Raw genomic sequence first — 13,999 nt, forward strand, 5'->3', positions numbered from 1 at the left:
AGGGCCGGCCGGGCGGCGCTCAGCCCAGCAGGGGCTGGTCGAGGATCGCGACGATGGCGGGATGCTTGATCCGGCGCTGGGCGGTGATGACGTAGAAGCGCTCATGGATGGCGTCGAGCGGGCCCAGCCGGACCACGCCGTACTGCCGGCAGATGGCCTCGGCGACCATCGTCGGCGCCAGGAACAGGCCCATGCCGGCGCTGCCGAAGGTTTTCATGAGGGCACTGTCCTCGATCTCGGCCCGCACATCGGGCCAGATGCCCTCGGCATCGAACCACTGGTCCAGCAACCGGCGCAGGGCCAGATTCTGCGTCGGCAGCAGGAACGGCGCCCCGCTCAGCGAGCGGGGAAAATCCGGCCCGTAACGACTGGCCAGATCGGCGGTCCCAAACACGCTGGCTTCGCACTCGCCCAGCAGGTGATTGAAGACACCTGCACCGGAATGGGGCGTGGCCGGCACATCGGAGAGCACCAGGTCGAGCGCATGCACCGACAGATCGGCCAGCAAACGCTCCGACTTGTCCTCGAAACAATGCAGCTGGACCGGCTCCGGCAGCCGCAGGGCCGGCTCCAGGAGGCGCGTGACCGCCAGTTTCGGCAGCGCCTGGGCGATGCCCACCGCCAGGCGGCTGCCACGACCGACCGCCCGCCCCTTCAGGAACTGGGTCAGTTCGCGGCCCAGGGCGAAAATCTCCTCGGCGTACTCGAAAACGCCGCGCCCGGTATCGGTGAGCACGAGTCCCCGCCCGACCCGCTCGAACAGCTTCTCGCCGATGGCCGCCTCGAACTGCGCCAGCTGGGCACTGATGGTGGGCTGGGTCAGGTGCAGGCTCTCGGAAGCGCGGGCGATGCTGCCTTCCCTGGCCACGGTCCAGAAGTAGTGCAGATGATGGTAGTTGAGCCGGCTCATGTCCCTGGAAAATTAGATTTTATCTAATGTTTGATGAACTACTTCCAAATAGACTAACCAAAACACTACCAGCTATTCTGATATGGACTCGAAACGACAGCCCGGGCAGCAGCCATGACCGCAACCCCGCGCCAGAACCATGAGGAAGATCGATGAGGATTCCCCGCACAAGTTGCCAGCACGGCCGCCCATCGCTGGCCTCCGGGACCGCCACCGGCGAGCCGCATGGCGCATGGCCGAACCGGATCGGGCCATGGCCCGACGCAAGGAACGCCACGGAAGCGGCCGGCGGGCACGGCAGCCGGCCGGCGCCGGCCTCCAGTCCCGGCGCCAGCCAAGCGGCATCCTGGCACGGGATATGAAACGCACTCTGCCGTCCCGGTGGCGGGACCCTTTCGGGCCGGGAGCCCCTGCCGACCGGCTCCGCCACGCGGCCTGCAGACCCGGGACGATCACCCGGGTGCCGCCCCTGGCAGCCAAAACCCTCTCTCTCCGAAACCAGCAAGGATCACCATGACATCCCTCAACGATGATGCCGAATTGCGCCGCTCGCTGCGGCTACTGAACTCGGTTCTGACGCGCGTACTGAATACCCAGGGGCGAGGTGAGATCGCCACTCAGGTCGAGCGCCTGCAGAAACGCTTCGCGAGCCTGGCGCGCGACGGCAACCCGGTACGGCGCCAGCAGCTGCTGGACTCCCTCCACGATCTGGATGCCGAAACCACCAGCGAGGTGGTCCGGGTCTTCAACCATTACTTCAGCCTGCTCAACATCGCCGAGGAGTCCCACTACCTGCGCCAGCGGCGGCGGCAGGCGGAACGCGGCGGCCATTACTGGCCGGGTTCCTTCCACGACACCCTGCTGTGGTTGCGGCAGGAGGGCGTGGACGCGGAAAACCTGCAAGTGCTACTCGACCAGCTGCGCTACCTGCCGGTCATGACCGCCCACCCCACCGAGGCCAAGCGCCGCACCGTGAAGGGCGCGCTGCGCAACGTGTTCGTCTCGCTGGAAACGCTGGCGCATGGCCGGCTCAAGGGCTATTTCCGCAAGGAAGCCATCGAGCGCCTGCAATCGCAGGTCCAGCTGCTCTGGAAAACCGACGAGGTGCGGCTGCGCGGCATGGGGGTTGCCGACGAGATCGACACCGGCCTGTTCTATTTCCCGCTGTCGCTGTTCCGTGCCACCACCCGCGTTTACCGCAACTTCGAGCGTTCGCTGCAGGACGTGTACGGCGAGGATGCCGCCCACCAGATCCGCATCCCCAGCTTTCTCCGCTATGGCTCCTGGATCGGCGGCGATCGCGACGGCAACCCCAACGTGACGCCCGACACCACGGCGCTGGCGGTGCGGCTGCAATCGCGCACCATCCTGCAGGAATATCTCCGGCGGCTGGACGAGCTGCATGGCCAGCTGTCGCACTCCTGGGGCTTCTGCGAACTGTCGCAGGAATTCGTCGCCAGCCTGGAGCACGACCGCAGCGAACTCGGCCATGCCATCATAGAGCTGGAGCGCCCCTTCCTGCAGGAGCCCTACCGCCACAAGCTGATGCTGATGAAGTATCGCATGGCGCGCTCCCTGCGCCGCATCGACCGGCTGATCGCGGGCGAAAGCGAGCCACCGGACAGCCAGGCCTATCCCTCGGTCGGCGAATTCCTCAACGACCTGCAACTGATCGACACCTCGCTGCGCAACCACAGCGATGCCGACATCGCCAACCAGGAACTGCATGACCTGATCCGCCTCACCGAGACCTTCGGCTTCCACCTGATGCAGCTCGACGTGCGCCAGGAGTCGACCCGGCATACCGAGGCCGTGGCCGACATCCTCAAGGCGACGCTCGGCATCGACTATCTCGCGCTGGCCGAAGCCGACCGTCTCAAGCTGCTGGCCGAGGCCATCGCCCTGCCCGGCGGCTTGCAGTTTGACCGCGCGGCCATCGCCGCGCCGACCCGCGAGACGCTGGCGGTCTTCGAGACCATGGCGCGCATGCGGCGCGAGATCGGTGGCGAATGCTTCGACAAGTACGTCATTTCCATGACGCACCACGCCAGCCATGTGATGGAAGTCCTGCTGCTGGCCGTGCAATGCGGGCTGGCCGGCCGGCTCGGCGGACGCTGGTTCTGCCACGTCGGCATCAGCCCGCTGTTCGAGACCATCGACGACCTCAACCGCATCGAGGAGGTCCTCACCGACCTGCTCGACCAGCCGGTCTACCGGCAGATGCTGGACGCCTGCGACGAGCGCCAGGAGGTCATGCTCGGTTACTCGGATTCCTGCAAGGACGGCGGCATCCTGGCGTCGGCCTGGGGGCTCTACCGAGCGCAGCAGCTGGTCATCGCCATCACCGAGCGACGCGGGCTCAAATGCCGGCTGTTCCATGGCCGGGGCGGTACCATCGGCCGGGGCGGCGGCCCAACCCACGAGGCCATCCTGGCCCAGCCGCCGGATACCGTCCGCGGCCAGATCAAGTTCACCGAGCAGGGCGAGGTGCTGTTCTACCGCTACAACAACATGGAGACGGCCATCTACGAGCTGACCATGGGCGTGACCGGCCTGATGAAGGCCAGCCTCAGCCTGGTCAAGCCGGTACCACAACCCTCGCCCGACCATCTGGCGGTGATGGGTGAGCTGGCGCGGCTCGGCGAGATGGGTTACCGGACCCTGACCGAGCAGACCGAAGGCTTCCTGGACTATTTCTACGAGGCCACGCCCGTCAGCGAGATCGGTCAGCTCAACATCGGTTCCAGGCCCTCGCACCGCAAGAAGCAGGACCGTTCCAAGTCCTCGGTGCGCGCCATCGCCTGGGTCTTCGCCTGGGCCCAGTCGCGGCAGACCTTCCCGGCCTGGTACGGCATCGGCAGCAGCCTGTCGACCTGGTGCGCCGGCAAGGCCGACCGGCTCGACATCCTGCGCGACATGTACCGGGACTGGCCGTTCTTCCGCAACCTGCTGAGCAACGCGCAGATGGCCCTGTGCAAATCCAACATGTCGATCGCCCGCGAGTATGCCGGGCTGTGCGCCGATCCCAACACCGGCCGGCGGGCCTGGGACCTGATTGCCGGCGAATACCAGCGCAGCGTCGACTGGGTCCTGCAGGTCGCCAACATCGACCAGCTGGTGGCCGAGAATCCGCCCCTGGCCGCCTCGCTGCAGCGCCGCGACGCCTACCTGGGGCCGCTCAACTACCTGCAGGTCAGCCTGTTGCGCCGGGTCCGCGCCTTCCCGCCGGAGGACGCCTCCGACAGCCCCTGGCTGAAGCCGCTGCTGCGCACCATCAACGCCATTGCCGCGGGCATGCGCAATACCGGCTGACGACGCCCGCGCCGGCGGTCCGGGCGCCTGCCATGCGGCAGGTGCCGCCGGGCCACCGGGCCCGCTGGGCCGCCACCTTCGCCACCATCAAGCAAAGGCCATGACGGATCATCACGCTTCGCCCGAGTCCACGCGCCTGCACCTGAGACGCCTGCTGAGCCTGGAGAGCAAGGATATCTGGGCGGTCGTCGCCTTTTCCATCGGCGCCGGCCTGATGGCGCTGGCAACCCCGGTCGCCGTGCAGTCGCTGGTCAACACCATCGCCTTCGGCATGCTGCTGCAACCGCTGGTGGTGCTGGTGCTGATCCTGCTCGGCTGCCTCACCCTCAACAATGTGCTGATCGGTTTCCAGATCTACGTCGTGGAGATGATGCAGCGGCGCATCTTCGTGCGCCTGGTCGGCGACATCGCCGGACGCCTGCGCAAGGCATCCCTGGAAGCCTTCGACAACGGCAACGCCCCGGAACTGGTCAACCGTTTCTTCGACGTGATAACGGTGCAGAAAAGCGGCGCCAACCTGCTGCTGGACGGCCTGGCCTATGGCCTGCAAACCCTGATCGGGATGTTGCTGCTGGCCTTCTATCACCCGATCCTGCTAGCCTTCGACCTGCTGCTGGTGCTCTCCATCCTGTTCATCTTCTTCATCCTGGGCAAGCGCGGCGTCGAGACCGCCATCGAGGAATCCCGCTGCAAATACGCCGTCGCCGGCTGGCTGGAGGATCTGGCCCGCAACGCCACCCTGGTCAAGTGGGCGAACGGGCAGCGCTTCGTCGCCGAGACCACCGACCGGCTGGCCCGCGACTATCTCCTCGCCGCCGGCCAGCACTTCAGCATCGTCATGCGCCAGCAGATCGGCATCCTGGTGCTGCACACGCTGGCGAACACCGCCCTGCTGGGGCTGGGCGGCTGGATGGTCATCGAACGGCAGCTCACCCTGGGGCAGCTGATCGCCGCCGAACTGATCGTCAGCGCCATGCTGGCCGGCCTCAGCCGGCTGGGCAAATCGCTGATGAGCTACTACGAGCTCATGGCCGGCATGAACAAGCTGGGGCTGCTCCTGGACCTGCCGGTGGAATCCCACCGGGGCGAGACCCGTGTCCCGCCCACGGGTCCGGCAACGCTGGCCATCCGCCAGCTCGGCTACCGCTATGCGCGGGAGCATGCCGCACCATCCGGCATCGCCGAATCCAGCCTGCGGCTCGAGGGCCGGCACCGGGTCGCCGTGGTCGGCCCCAGCGGCTCGGGTCGCGGCACGCTGCTGGAGCTGATCATGGGGCTGCGCCAGCCCACCTCCGGCACCGTCCTGCTCGACGGCTACGACCTGCGCGACCTGCGCCTGGACGCGGCCCGCGACACCATGGCCCTGGTCAAGGGCCACGAGATCATCGAGGGCACCGTGCTGGACAACATCCGCATGGGCCGCACCGAGATCGGCATCGAGACCATCCGGGACACCCTGGCCGGCCTGGAACTGACCGACACCATCATGGCCCTGCCCGACGGCCTCAATACCCAGCTCAACTACCTCGGCATGCCGCTGCCGCCCGAGCAGGTGCGCCGGCTGATGCTGGTCCGCGCCATCGTCGGCCAGCCCCGCCTGCTGCTGATCCACGAGACCCTGGACTTCCTCGACAACGTGGTCAGCGCAAACGTGATCGCCTGGGTGCTGCGGCCCGATGCCCCCTGGACCGCCATCGTCGCCACCCAGAACCCCGAGGTCATCCTGCATTGCGACCGGGTCTGGCGCATGGAACAGGGGCATATCGTCGAGCAGGGCCGGGTCGCCGCCCGGCGCGCCGGCTCGCCGTCCGTCGACCCCTCGCATCCCTGAACGCCACCGCAGCATTCGCGTTATCGATACAGGACACGTTGAACCATGGCGCATCCCGACACGGAATCGAAGGCCGGCATCGAACTGCCCGCCATCGCGCTGACCGAAACCACCGGTTTCGCCCGTCGCCTGGCGCGCTCGCTTACCGGCATCCTGACGCTGTTCCTGCTCAGCCTGACGCTGACGCCCTGGCAACAGAACATCACCGGCATCGGGCGGGTGGTCGCCTACGCCCCGCTGGAACGCCAGCAGACCCTGCAGGCTCCGGTCGAGGGTCGCGTGGTGCACTGGTGGGTACGCGAGGGTTCGATCGTCAAGGCCGGCGATCGCATCGCCGACATCAGCGACAACGACCCGGAACTGGTCCGCCGCCTGGAAACGGAGCTGATGACCCAGCAAGGACGCATCCAGACCATCCAGACCCGCATCGCCGCCACCGAGAACCAGGCGGCCATGGCCGAACAGTCACGTGCCATGTCACTGCAGGCGGCCGACTCCCGGGTGCGCATGGCCAGCGAACGGGAACGCGCCGCCCGCCACGCGGTGGCCGCGGCAGAAGCCGCCCTGCGCACCGCCCAGCTCAACTTCGACCGGCTGCAGACCCTGCAGGACAAGGGCCTGGCGTCCACCCGCAGCTATGAACTGGCCACCCTGGAGCAGACCCAGCGCCGTACCGAACGGGATCGCGCCCTGGCGACCCTGGCGGCCGCCGCCAACGAGGTCGAGGCCATCCGTTCCGACCGCCGCAAGACCGATGCGGACACCGAGTCCAGCGTGCAGAAGGCGCGCGCCGACCTGGCCAAGAGCCGCGAGGAACTGGCCTACGCGACGGCCGAAAAGCTCAAGGTGGAAACCCGCCTGGCCCGGCAGATGACGCAGACGGTCAAGGCCCCCCGCGACGGCACCATCCTGCGCCTGGCGGTCAGTTCCCAGGCGGAGGTGGTCAAGATGGGCGATCCGCTCGCCGTGCTGATCCCGGCCACCGAGGAACGGGCGGTGGAACTGTGGGTCGATGGCAACGATGTCCCCCTGATCACGCCGGGGCGCAAGGTGCGCCTGCAATTCGAGGGCTATCCCGCGATCCAGTTCTCCGGCTGGCCGGAAGTGGCGGTTGGCACCTTCGGCGGCATCGTCACCCTGATCGACTCCACCGACAACGGCCAGGGCAATTTCCGCATCGTGGTGCTGCCGGACCCCGGCGATCTGCCCTGGCCCGGCGAACGCTTCATCCGCCAGGGTGTCAGGGCCAATGGCTGGGTGCTGCTCAACCGCGTGCGGCTGGGCTATGAGCTGTGGCGGATCTTCAACGGCTTCCCGCCGATCTACCTGCCCAGCTATCCCGACCTGAAGAAGCCCGAGTCGGCTGGGCAGAAGGCCAAAGGCGGGGACAAGGACAAGGACGCGGAAAGCAAATGAACCGCCGCGCCTGCCTCTGGCTGAGTACCCTCCTGTGCGCCTCGCTGGCGCAGGCCGGCACGCATCATGGCGCCGCCGGCAAGCACGCTGGCGGGGAGCGCAAGCCCCGCCAGCGCCTGGAGATCAGCGCCGACAGCCTGCCGGCCAGGAGTCGCGTCCTGACCCTGGACACCGTCGTGCACTCGGCGCTGGAAAGCTTCCCGTCGCTGATCGCGGCCGCCCGGCGCAAGGACATGGCCGCAGGGGAAAAGCTGGCGGCCGAGGGCGGCTTCGACACCAGTGTCAAGCTGTTTACCCGCGCCGACGTGGTCGGCATCTACCAGAACCAGATCGTCGACCTCGGCATCGAGCAGCCGACGCCCTACTGGGGCACCACCTTCTTCGGCGGCTACCGGCTCGGTTCCGGCAAGTTTGCGATCTACGACGCCAAGGCCACGACGGCGGAGGGTGGCGAATTTCGCGCCGGCCTGACCATTCCCCTCTGGCGCAACCGCACTATCGACCGGCGCCGCGCCAGCCTGGCCCAGGCCGAGCTCGCGCAGCTGATCGCCCACCACGAGTACGACACCGTGCTGCTGGAACTGCAACGCATCGCGGCGCAGCGCTACTGGGACTGGGTGCTGGCGGGCCAGCGCCTGGCGGCCGCGCGCGCGCTGCTGCGCATCGCCGAGACCCGCGACGCCGGCCTGCGGGCGCGCATCACCAGTGGCGACCTGCCCGCCATCGACGCCACCGACAACCAGCGCGCCATTCTCGAACGCCGCGAGCGGGTGGTCGCGGCGGAACGCTTGCTGGAACAGACGGCGATCCAGCTGTCGCTGTACCTGCGCACCCCGGACGGCGAGCCGCAGTTGCCCGCGCCGGACGACTTGCCGGAAGGTTTCCCGGAACCACGGCTGCCCGAGCGCATGCAACTGGGCAGCGCCATCGACGAGGCCATGAGCCGGCGGCCCGAGCTCAAACGCCTGGAGCATCAGCGCAAGAACGCCGAGATCGACCGCGACCTGGCCCACAACCAGCGCCAGCCGGCCATCGACCTGACCGTGAGCGGGGCGCAGGACGTCGGCGTCGATCCGCTGACCCAGTACTACGAGATCAACCGCAGCCAGGTGTTTCTCGGTGTCTCGGTGGACCTGCCGGTCCAGCAGCGTGTCGCCAGCGGCAAGATCGCCAGCTCCGAAGCCAATCTCGATCGCATCGCCGCCGACATCCAGCTGGCCGGCGACCGCATCGCCGCCGAGGTCAAGGATGTCCTCTCGGCGCTGAACGCCGCCATCAAGCGGGTGCAGATCGCCCGCCAGCACCGGGAGACCGCCGTGCAGATGGAGGAAGGCGAGCGCACGCGCTACGAACTGGGCGACAGCAACCTGATGTTCGTCAACCAGCGCGAACTCGCCAGCGGCGACGCCGCCATCCTGGTCGCCGAGGCGATGAACAGCTTTTTCAAGTCGATGGCCGATTACCGCTACGCCCTGGGCCAGCTGCAGCAGGAGGACGGTCACGAGACGCGGAAAGCCCGGTATGACTGAGCAGCCACCACGGGTCCGTCGGCGACCCTGGCGACAGGCGCGCGCTCAGGCGTGCCGCGCGGGATTGGCTGCGGCCAGACCACGCAGGACGAGAACCGCCAGGGCCAGGACGGCGAACGCCGCGCCGGCGGCAAAGGTGACCGGGGCGCCGTAAATGTCCCAGAGCAGGCCGGCGAGACCACTGGCGACGAGCATGGCCAGGCCGCCGAGCAGGCTATAGAAGCCGTAGGCAGTGCCGCGCAGGTCGGCCGGTACGGTATCGGCCACCATTCTCGCCAGCAGCCCCTGGGTGATGCCCATGTGCAGCCCCCATAGCGTGATGCCGGCCCAGACCCATACCCAGTGGCTGCCGCAGGCCAGGATCGCATCGGCAGCCACCAGGACTGCCAGGCCAAGGGCCAGCAGCCGGGTATGGCGAACCCGATCGGAAAGCCGGCCGAAGGGATAGGCGGTGAGCGCGTAGACCAGGTTCATGCCGATCAGCACGAGCGGCGTCAGGGCGATGGGCAGCCCGCCCTGCTGGGCCCTGAGCACGAGGAAGGCCTCGGAGAAGCGCGCCAGGGTGAAGACGGCGCCGATACCGGTTACCCACCAGTAGGCCCGGGAAAGACGCCGCAGATGACGCCCCTGGATCGGATGGCCGGTTGCCGGTGGACGCGGCCGGGCCTCAGGCTCCCGCACGCCGAAGAACAGCAGCGCCACGGCCAGGCAGCCGGGGATGATGGCCGTCCAGAAAACGGCGCGGAAGTCGTTTGCCCAGGCCAGCATCAGCCCCATCGCCAGCAGGGGGCCCAGGAAGGCGCCCAGGGTATCCAGTGACTGGCGCAGGCCGAAGGCGGCGCCCCGGATGGCCGGTGGCGCCAGGTCGGCGACCAGCGCGTCGCGCGGCGCCCCGCGGATGCCCTTGCCCGTCCGGTCGACGAGACGCGCGGCGAACACCAGCCCCGGGCTTGTCGCCAGCGCGAACAGGGGCTTGGACAGAGCCCCCAGACCATAGCCGAACAGGGCCAGGGGCTTGCGCTTGCCCCAGAGATCGGACAGCACGCCGGAGAAAACCTTGACGATCAGGGCGGTGGCTTCCGCCGCCCCCTCTATCAGCCCCACCTGCAGAAAACTGGTGCCCAGGGAGGCGACCATGAACACCGGCAACAGGCTGTGGATCAGCTCGGAGGAGATATCCATCAGCAGGCTGACGAAGCCCAGCGCCCAGATGGCGCGAGGCATGCGGGGGACCGGGCCCGATGCGGCGGCGCCGGCATGATGGCGTGCGCTCATTGCGCCGCGGGATGGCAAGCACCAGCCGGGCGGACGGCGTCCTCGGGCGCGGGCTTCGCGGCCAAGGCTAGCGCCGTGTCCGGGGCCTGCCGCCCGGCTGGCGCGCCGCAGTTTTTGCCGGCCGCGCGGACCTGTCCGGGTGCCCGGCGGAACCGCCGACGGCAGGCGCCAGGCCGACGAAGCCAAGGAGCTGCTCGACCTGCTCCGGCGGCAGTTCCAGGAAGGTCCGCGCGCGCAGCCGGGGCGGCAGGTCGATATGCGCGAAGCGCACCCGAATCAGCCGGCTGACGGTGATGCCCTGCGATTCCCAGAGGCGGCGCACGATGCGATTGCGGCCTTCGCGCAAGGTTACATGGAACCAGCGGTTGGCGCCTTCCCCGCCGGCCTCCTGCACGGTTTCGAAGCGCGCCGGACCATCCTCCAGCTCGACGCCGCGGGTCAGTCGCTCCAGCATGCGCTCGTCGACCGGACCGAGCACGCGCACGGCATATTCCCGCTCGATTTCCCGCGACGGGTGCATCAGCCGGTTGGCCAGCTCACCATGATTGGTCACCAGCAGGAGGCCCTGGGTATTGATGTCCAGCCGGCCGACGGCGATCCAGCGGCCCCGGGCGGGGCGCGGCAGCTGGGTGAAAATCACCGGGCGCCCTTCCGGATCGCGCCGGGTCACCAGCTCGCCGGTGGGCTTGTGATACAGCAGCACGCGCACCGGCTCGTCCTGCTGGGCGTCGAGGTTCAGCGGACGTCCATTGACGATCAGCCGGTCTCCCGGCTGGTAGCGATCGCCCAGCTGGGCATAGCGCCCGTTCAGGGACACCCGGCCCTGGCGAATCCACGTCTCGATCTCGCGGCGGGAGCCCAGGCCGAAGCGCGCCAGGACTTTCTGCAGGCGTTCGCCGGCCGGATCGGCCGGCGGCGCCGGCTTGGGGTCAGGATGGGGTCGGTTCTGGCTGGGGGTTCGCATCGTCGCTGGTATCGGGAAGGTCGGCAGTGGCAGGGGGTTGCGCGGCCGCCGGGATCGCGGCGGCCACGGCGGGCAGTTCCGGCTCCGGTTGCTGCAGGAAATCCTGCATGGGTGGCAGGTCTTCCAGGCTGGTCAGGTTGAAGTAGTCGAGAAAGCGCCGCGTGGTGGCGAACAGCGCGGGCCGGCCGGGTACCTCCTTGTGCCCGACCGCGTGTATCCATTCGCGTTCGAGCAGGCCCCGGATGATGCCCGAACTGACGGCAACGCCGCGGATGTCCTCGATCTCGCCGCGGGTGACCGGTTGCCGGTAGGCAATGATGGCCAGGGTTTCGAGAAAGGCCCGCGAGTAGCGTCCCGGCCGATCCTCGAACAGGCGCCCTATCCAGGGTGAATAGTCGGCGCGCACCTGCAGCCGGTAGCCACTGGCCACCCGCTGCAATTGCAGCGGGCGCGCGGCATAGTCGCGCTCGACCTCGCCCAGCGCTTGCAGCAGGGTCTCGTCGTCGGGTCGCTCACTTTCGCCGAACAGGCCGGCAAAGGCCGCGAGATCCAGCGGCCGGCCGGCGGCCAGCATGGCCGCCTCGAGGATATGGCGGAGTTCCATGCTCAGGCGACCGCTTCCGCCGGTGCCGGGGTCCTGACATGCAACGGCCCCAGGGGTTCGTCCTGGAGAATGTCAATCAGGCGCTCCTTGCTCATTTCCAGGATGGCCAGCAGCGACACCAAGGCGCCCGCCCGCCCCTCGCGCGGCTCGAACAGGGCCGTGAACGGCAGGCTGGCATGGGTCTGCAGGCGGGCCAGAATGCTGGCCATGCGCTCGCGCACCGAGAGCGGCTCGCGCCGGATCTGGTGATGGGTGGAACGCTCGGCGCGCCGCAGCACCTCTTCGAAGGCCAGCAGCACCTCCTTCAGGCCGACCTCCGGATAGATCCTGTTGACCTTGATCTGGCTGGTGTCGGCCGAGGTCTCGTGCACCTCGCGCTCGCAGCGGGGCAGTTCGTCGAGCGCCTGCGCGGCGGCCTTGAAACGCTCGTATTCCAGCAGCCGGCGGGCGAGTTCGGCGCGCGGATCGTCCTCCGCCGCCGGCGCCTCGACCGGGCGCGGCAGCAGCCAGCGGGACTTGATCTCCGCCAGGATGGCTGCCATGAGCAGGTACTCGGCGGCCAGCTCGATCCGCAGTTCCCCCATCATCTCGATGTAGGCGATGTACTGGCGGGTGATCTCGGCCACGGGGATGTCCAGGATCGAGAAGCCTTGCCGGCGGATCAGGTAGAGCAGCAGGTCCAGCGGGCCCTCAAAAGCTTCCAGGAAGACTTCCAGGGCGTCGGGCGGTATGTAGAGGTCGTCCGGGAGATCGTGCAGGGGTGCGCCCCGGACACGCGCCAGCGGTATCGATTCGCCTTCGGTGGCCGGCGACGCCGGTGGTTCGCGGACCTCGGTGCAGTCAGCCGTCATGAAACGCCGGCGATCCCCATCAGCAGGCCGCGCAGCAGGTGCATCGGCAGCCCCAGGAACAGGCCCAGGATGCCGGTGAACATCAGGCCCAGCAGGATGAAGAAGCCATAGGGCTCCAGCCGGGCCAGCTTGTCGGCCAGGTGATAGGGCAGCAGGCCGACCAGCAGGCGGCCGCCGTCCAGTGGCGGGACCGGCACCATGTTGACCAGCGCCAGCATGGCGTTGAACAGGATGCCGATCATGCTCATCAGGCGCAGGGGATCGAGGTAGGGGCTGTCGTCCGGCAGCAGGCCCGAGGCGCGCGCCACCAGGGCCCAGAAGATGGCCATCAGCAGGTTGGCGGCGGGACCGGCGATGGCAACGATGGCCATGTCGCGGCGGGGATTGCGCAGGCGTCCGAAGTCGACCGGCACCGGCTTGGCCCAGCCGAACATGAAGCCGCTCTTCATGGCGATCATCAGCCCGGGGATGAGCACGGTGCCGACCGGATCGATATGGTGCAGCGGGTTAATCGACAGCCGCCCCTGGCGCTCGGCGGTATCGTCCCCGCAGAGCCGCGCGGCCCAGCCGTGGGCCACTTCGTGCAGGGTGATGGCAAACAGCACCGGCACGATGCCGGCTATCACGAGTTGTTCGATGGAATACTGGTCCATGAGCGGTTTCCAGGTAGGGTGGGGTTAACGCAGCGATTCGACGATGCCCTTGCCTTGCCGCAATATCTCCGGCCGGTCACCGGTAAAACCGATGATGGTGGTGGGCTGGTAGGCCACCACGCCGGCGTCGATGATCAGATCCACCTCCCGCTCCAGGCGGTCGCGTATCTCCTCCGGGTCGGTCATGGCCGCGTCCTCGCCGGGCAGGATCAATGTCGAGCTGAACAGGGGCTCGGCCAGCTCCCTGGCGATCGCCTCGGTGATGGGATCGTCGGGCAGCCGTATGCCGATCGTCTTGCGCTTGGAGTGCTGCAGCCGTTTGGGAGTTTCCCGGGTGGCGCCGAGGATGAAGGTGAACGGGCCCGGTGTCAGGGACTTGATCAGCCGGAAGCTCTCGTTGGTGATGCGCGCGAACGTCGAGACCTGCGAGATGTCGATGCAGACCAGCGTGAAGTTGTGGTCTTCCTCCAGCCGCCGGATGCGGCGGATGCGTTCCAGCCCTTCCTTGTTGTCCATCCGGCAACCCAGCGCATAGGAGGAATCGGTCGGATAGACGATGATGCCGCCGTCACGGACGATGTCCACCGTGCGGCGGATGAGCCGGGCCTGCGGGTCCTTGGGGTGTATCTGGAAGAACTGTGCCATGGCCGCATT

Annotated in this window: 11 protein-coding genes; 4 read left to right on the forward strand and 7 right to left on the reverse strand. The window is 68.0% G+C overall.

The genetic code is table 11. The features are described 5' to 3' along the window. Positions 1 to 19 precede the first annotated feature (19 nt). Positions 20 to 910, reverse strand: coding sequence for a transcriptional activator NhaR (gene nhaR / locus ACYQ1H_RS00825; protein WP_460026228.1), 891 nt, complete (start codon positions 908 to 910; stop codon positions 20 to 22). A 513-nt stretch (positions 911 to 1,423) separates the two neighbouring features. Between nhaR and ppc the strand changes: the two genes are divergently transcribed. From ppc to ACYQ1H_RS00845, 4 genes are all read left to right on the forward strand, one after another. Further along, positions 1,424 to 4,222, forward strand: a complete 2,799-nt coding sequence (ppc, locus tag ACYQ1H_RS00830) for a phosphoenolpyruvate carboxylase (RefSeq protein ID WP_460026229.1) — start codon at positions 1,424 to 1,426, stop codon at positions 4,220 to 4,222. A 100-nt stretch (positions 4,223 to 4,322) separates the two neighbouring features. Continuing rightward, on the forward strand, positions 4,323 to 6,053 hold the full coding sequence (locus ACYQ1H_RS00835; protein WP_460026230.1) for a peptidase domain-containing ABC transporter: 1,731 nt from the start codon (positions 4,323 to 4,325) through the stop codon (positions 6,051 to 6,053). A gap of 45 nt (positions 6,054 to 6,098) precedes the next feature. Further along, positions 6,099 to 7,469, forward strand: a complete 1,371-nt coding sequence (locus ACYQ1H_RS00840; protein ID WP_460026231.1) for an HlyD family secretion protein — start codon at positions 6,099 to 6,101, stop codon at positions 7,467 to 7,469. Continuing rightward, positions 7,466 to 8,998, forward strand: coding sequence for a TolC family protein (locus ACYQ1H_RS00845; protein ID WP_460026232.1), 1,533 nt, complete (start codon positions 7,466 to 7,468; stop codon positions 8,996 to 8,998). Before ACYQ1H_RS00840 ends, ACYQ1H_RS00845 begins: the two co-directional genes overlap by 4 nt. A 45-nt stretch (positions 8,999 to 9,043) precedes the next feature. Here ACYQ1H_RS00845 and ACYQ1H_RS00850 read toward each other — a convergent pair whose 3' ends face one another. The 6 genes from ACYQ1H_RS00850 to ACYQ1H_RS00875 all read right to left on the reverse strand — a co-directional run bounded on the left by ACYQ1H_RS00850 (position 9,044) and on the right by ACYQ1H_RS00875 (position 13,990). Continuing rightward, on the reverse strand, positions 9,044 to 10,222 hold the full coding sequence (locus tag ACYQ1H_RS00850; RefSeq protein WP_460026233.1) for an MFS transporter: 1,179 nt from the start codon (positions 10,220 to 10,222) through the stop codon (positions 9,044 to 9,046). A gap of 118 nt (positions 10,223 to 10,340) precedes the next feature. Continuing rightward, complete coding sequence (gene rluB, locus ACYQ1H_RS00855) at positions 10,341 to 11,237, reverse strand: 23S rRNA pseudouridine(2605) synthase RluB (protein ID WP_460026234.1); 897 nt, start codon at positions 11,235 to 11,237, stop codon at positions 10,341 to 10,343. Continuing rightward, on the reverse strand, positions 11,203 to 11,841 hold the full coding sequence (scpB, locus tag ACYQ1H_RS00860; RefSeq protein ID WP_460026235.1) for an SMC-Scp complex subunit ScpB: 639 nt from the start codon (positions 11,839 to 11,841) through the stop codon (positions 11,203 to 11,205). The genes rluB and scpB overlap by 35 nt, the downstream gene beginning before the upstream one ends. 2 nt (positions 11,842 to 11,843) lie before the next feature. Next, positions 11,844 to 12,692 (reverse strand): segregation and condensation protein A, encoded by an 849-nt coding sequence (locus ACYQ1H_RS00865; protein ID WP_460026236.1) that lies wholly within the window; start codon positions 12,690 to 12,692, stop codon positions 11,844 to 11,846. After that, positions 12,689 to 13,345 (reverse strand): site-2 protease family protein, encoded by a 657-nt coding sequence (locus tag ACYQ1H_RS00870; RefSeq protein ID WP_460026237.1) that lies wholly within the window; start codon positions 13,343 to 13,345, stop codon positions 12,689 to 12,691. Before ACYQ1H_RS00870 ends, ACYQ1H_RS00865 begins: the two co-directional genes overlap by 4 nt. Before the next feature lie 24 nt (positions 13,346 to 13,369). Beyond that, positions 13,370 to 13,990: an L-threonylcarbamoyladenylate synthase gene (locus ACYQ1H_RS00875; RefSeq protein WP_460026238.1), complete on the reverse strand. Its 621-nt coding sequence runs from the start codon at positions 13,988 to 13,990 to the stop codon at positions 13,370 to 13,372. Positions 13,991 to 13,999: the final 9 nt, after the last annotated feature.

Source organism: Methyloparacoccus murrellii, assembly GCF_054657115.1.

What these genes read in the sequence shown, in the direction of transcription:
- nhaR (WP_460026228.1), bottom strand. Translation starts at nt 910, where the DNA reads ATGAGCCGGCTCAACTACCATCATCTGCACTACTTCTGGACCGTGGCC.
- ppc (WP_460026229.1), top strand. Translation starts at nt 1,424, where the DNA reads ATGACATCCCTCAACGATGATGCCGAATTGCGCCGCTCGCTGCGGCTA.
- ACYQ1H_RS00835 (WP_460026230.1), top strand. Translation starts at nt 4,323, where the DNA reads ATGACGGATCATCACGCTTCGCCCGAGTCCACGCGCCTGCACCTGAGA.
- ACYQ1H_RS00840 (WP_460026231.1), top strand. Translation starts at nt 6,099, where the DNA reads ATGGCGCATCCCGACACGGAATCGAAGGCCGGCATCGAACTGCCCGCC.
- ACYQ1H_RS00845 (WP_460026232.1), top strand. Translation starts at nt 7,466, where the DNA reads ATGAACCGCCGCGCCTGCCTCTGGCTGAGTACCCTCCTGTGCGCCTCG.
- ACYQ1H_RS00850 (WP_460026233.1), bottom strand. Translation starts at nt 10,222, where the DNA reads ATGCCTCGCGCCATCTGGGCGCTGGGCTTCGTCAGCCTGCTGATGGAT.
- rluB (WP_460026234.1), bottom strand. Translation starts at nt 11,237, where the DNA reads ATGCGAACCCCCAGCCAGAACCGACCCCATCCTGACCCCAAGCCGGCG.
- scpB (WP_460026235.1), bottom strand. Translation starts at nt 11,841, where the DNA reads ATGGAACTCCGCCATATCCTCGAGGCGGCCATGCTGGCCGCCGGCCGG.
- ACYQ1H_RS00865 (WP_460026236.1), bottom strand. Translation starts at nt 12,692, where the DNA reads ATGACGGCTGACTGCACCGAGGTCCGCGAACCACCGGCGTCGCCGGCC.
- ACYQ1H_RS00870 (WP_460026237.1), bottom strand. Translation starts at nt 13,345, where the DNA reads ATGGACCAGTATTCCATCGAACAACTCGTGATAGCCGGCATCGTGCCG.
- ACYQ1H_RS00875 (WP_460026238.1), bottom strand. Translation starts at nt 13,990, where the DNA reads ATGGCACAGTTCTTCCAGATACACCCCAAGGACCCGCAGGCCCGGCTC.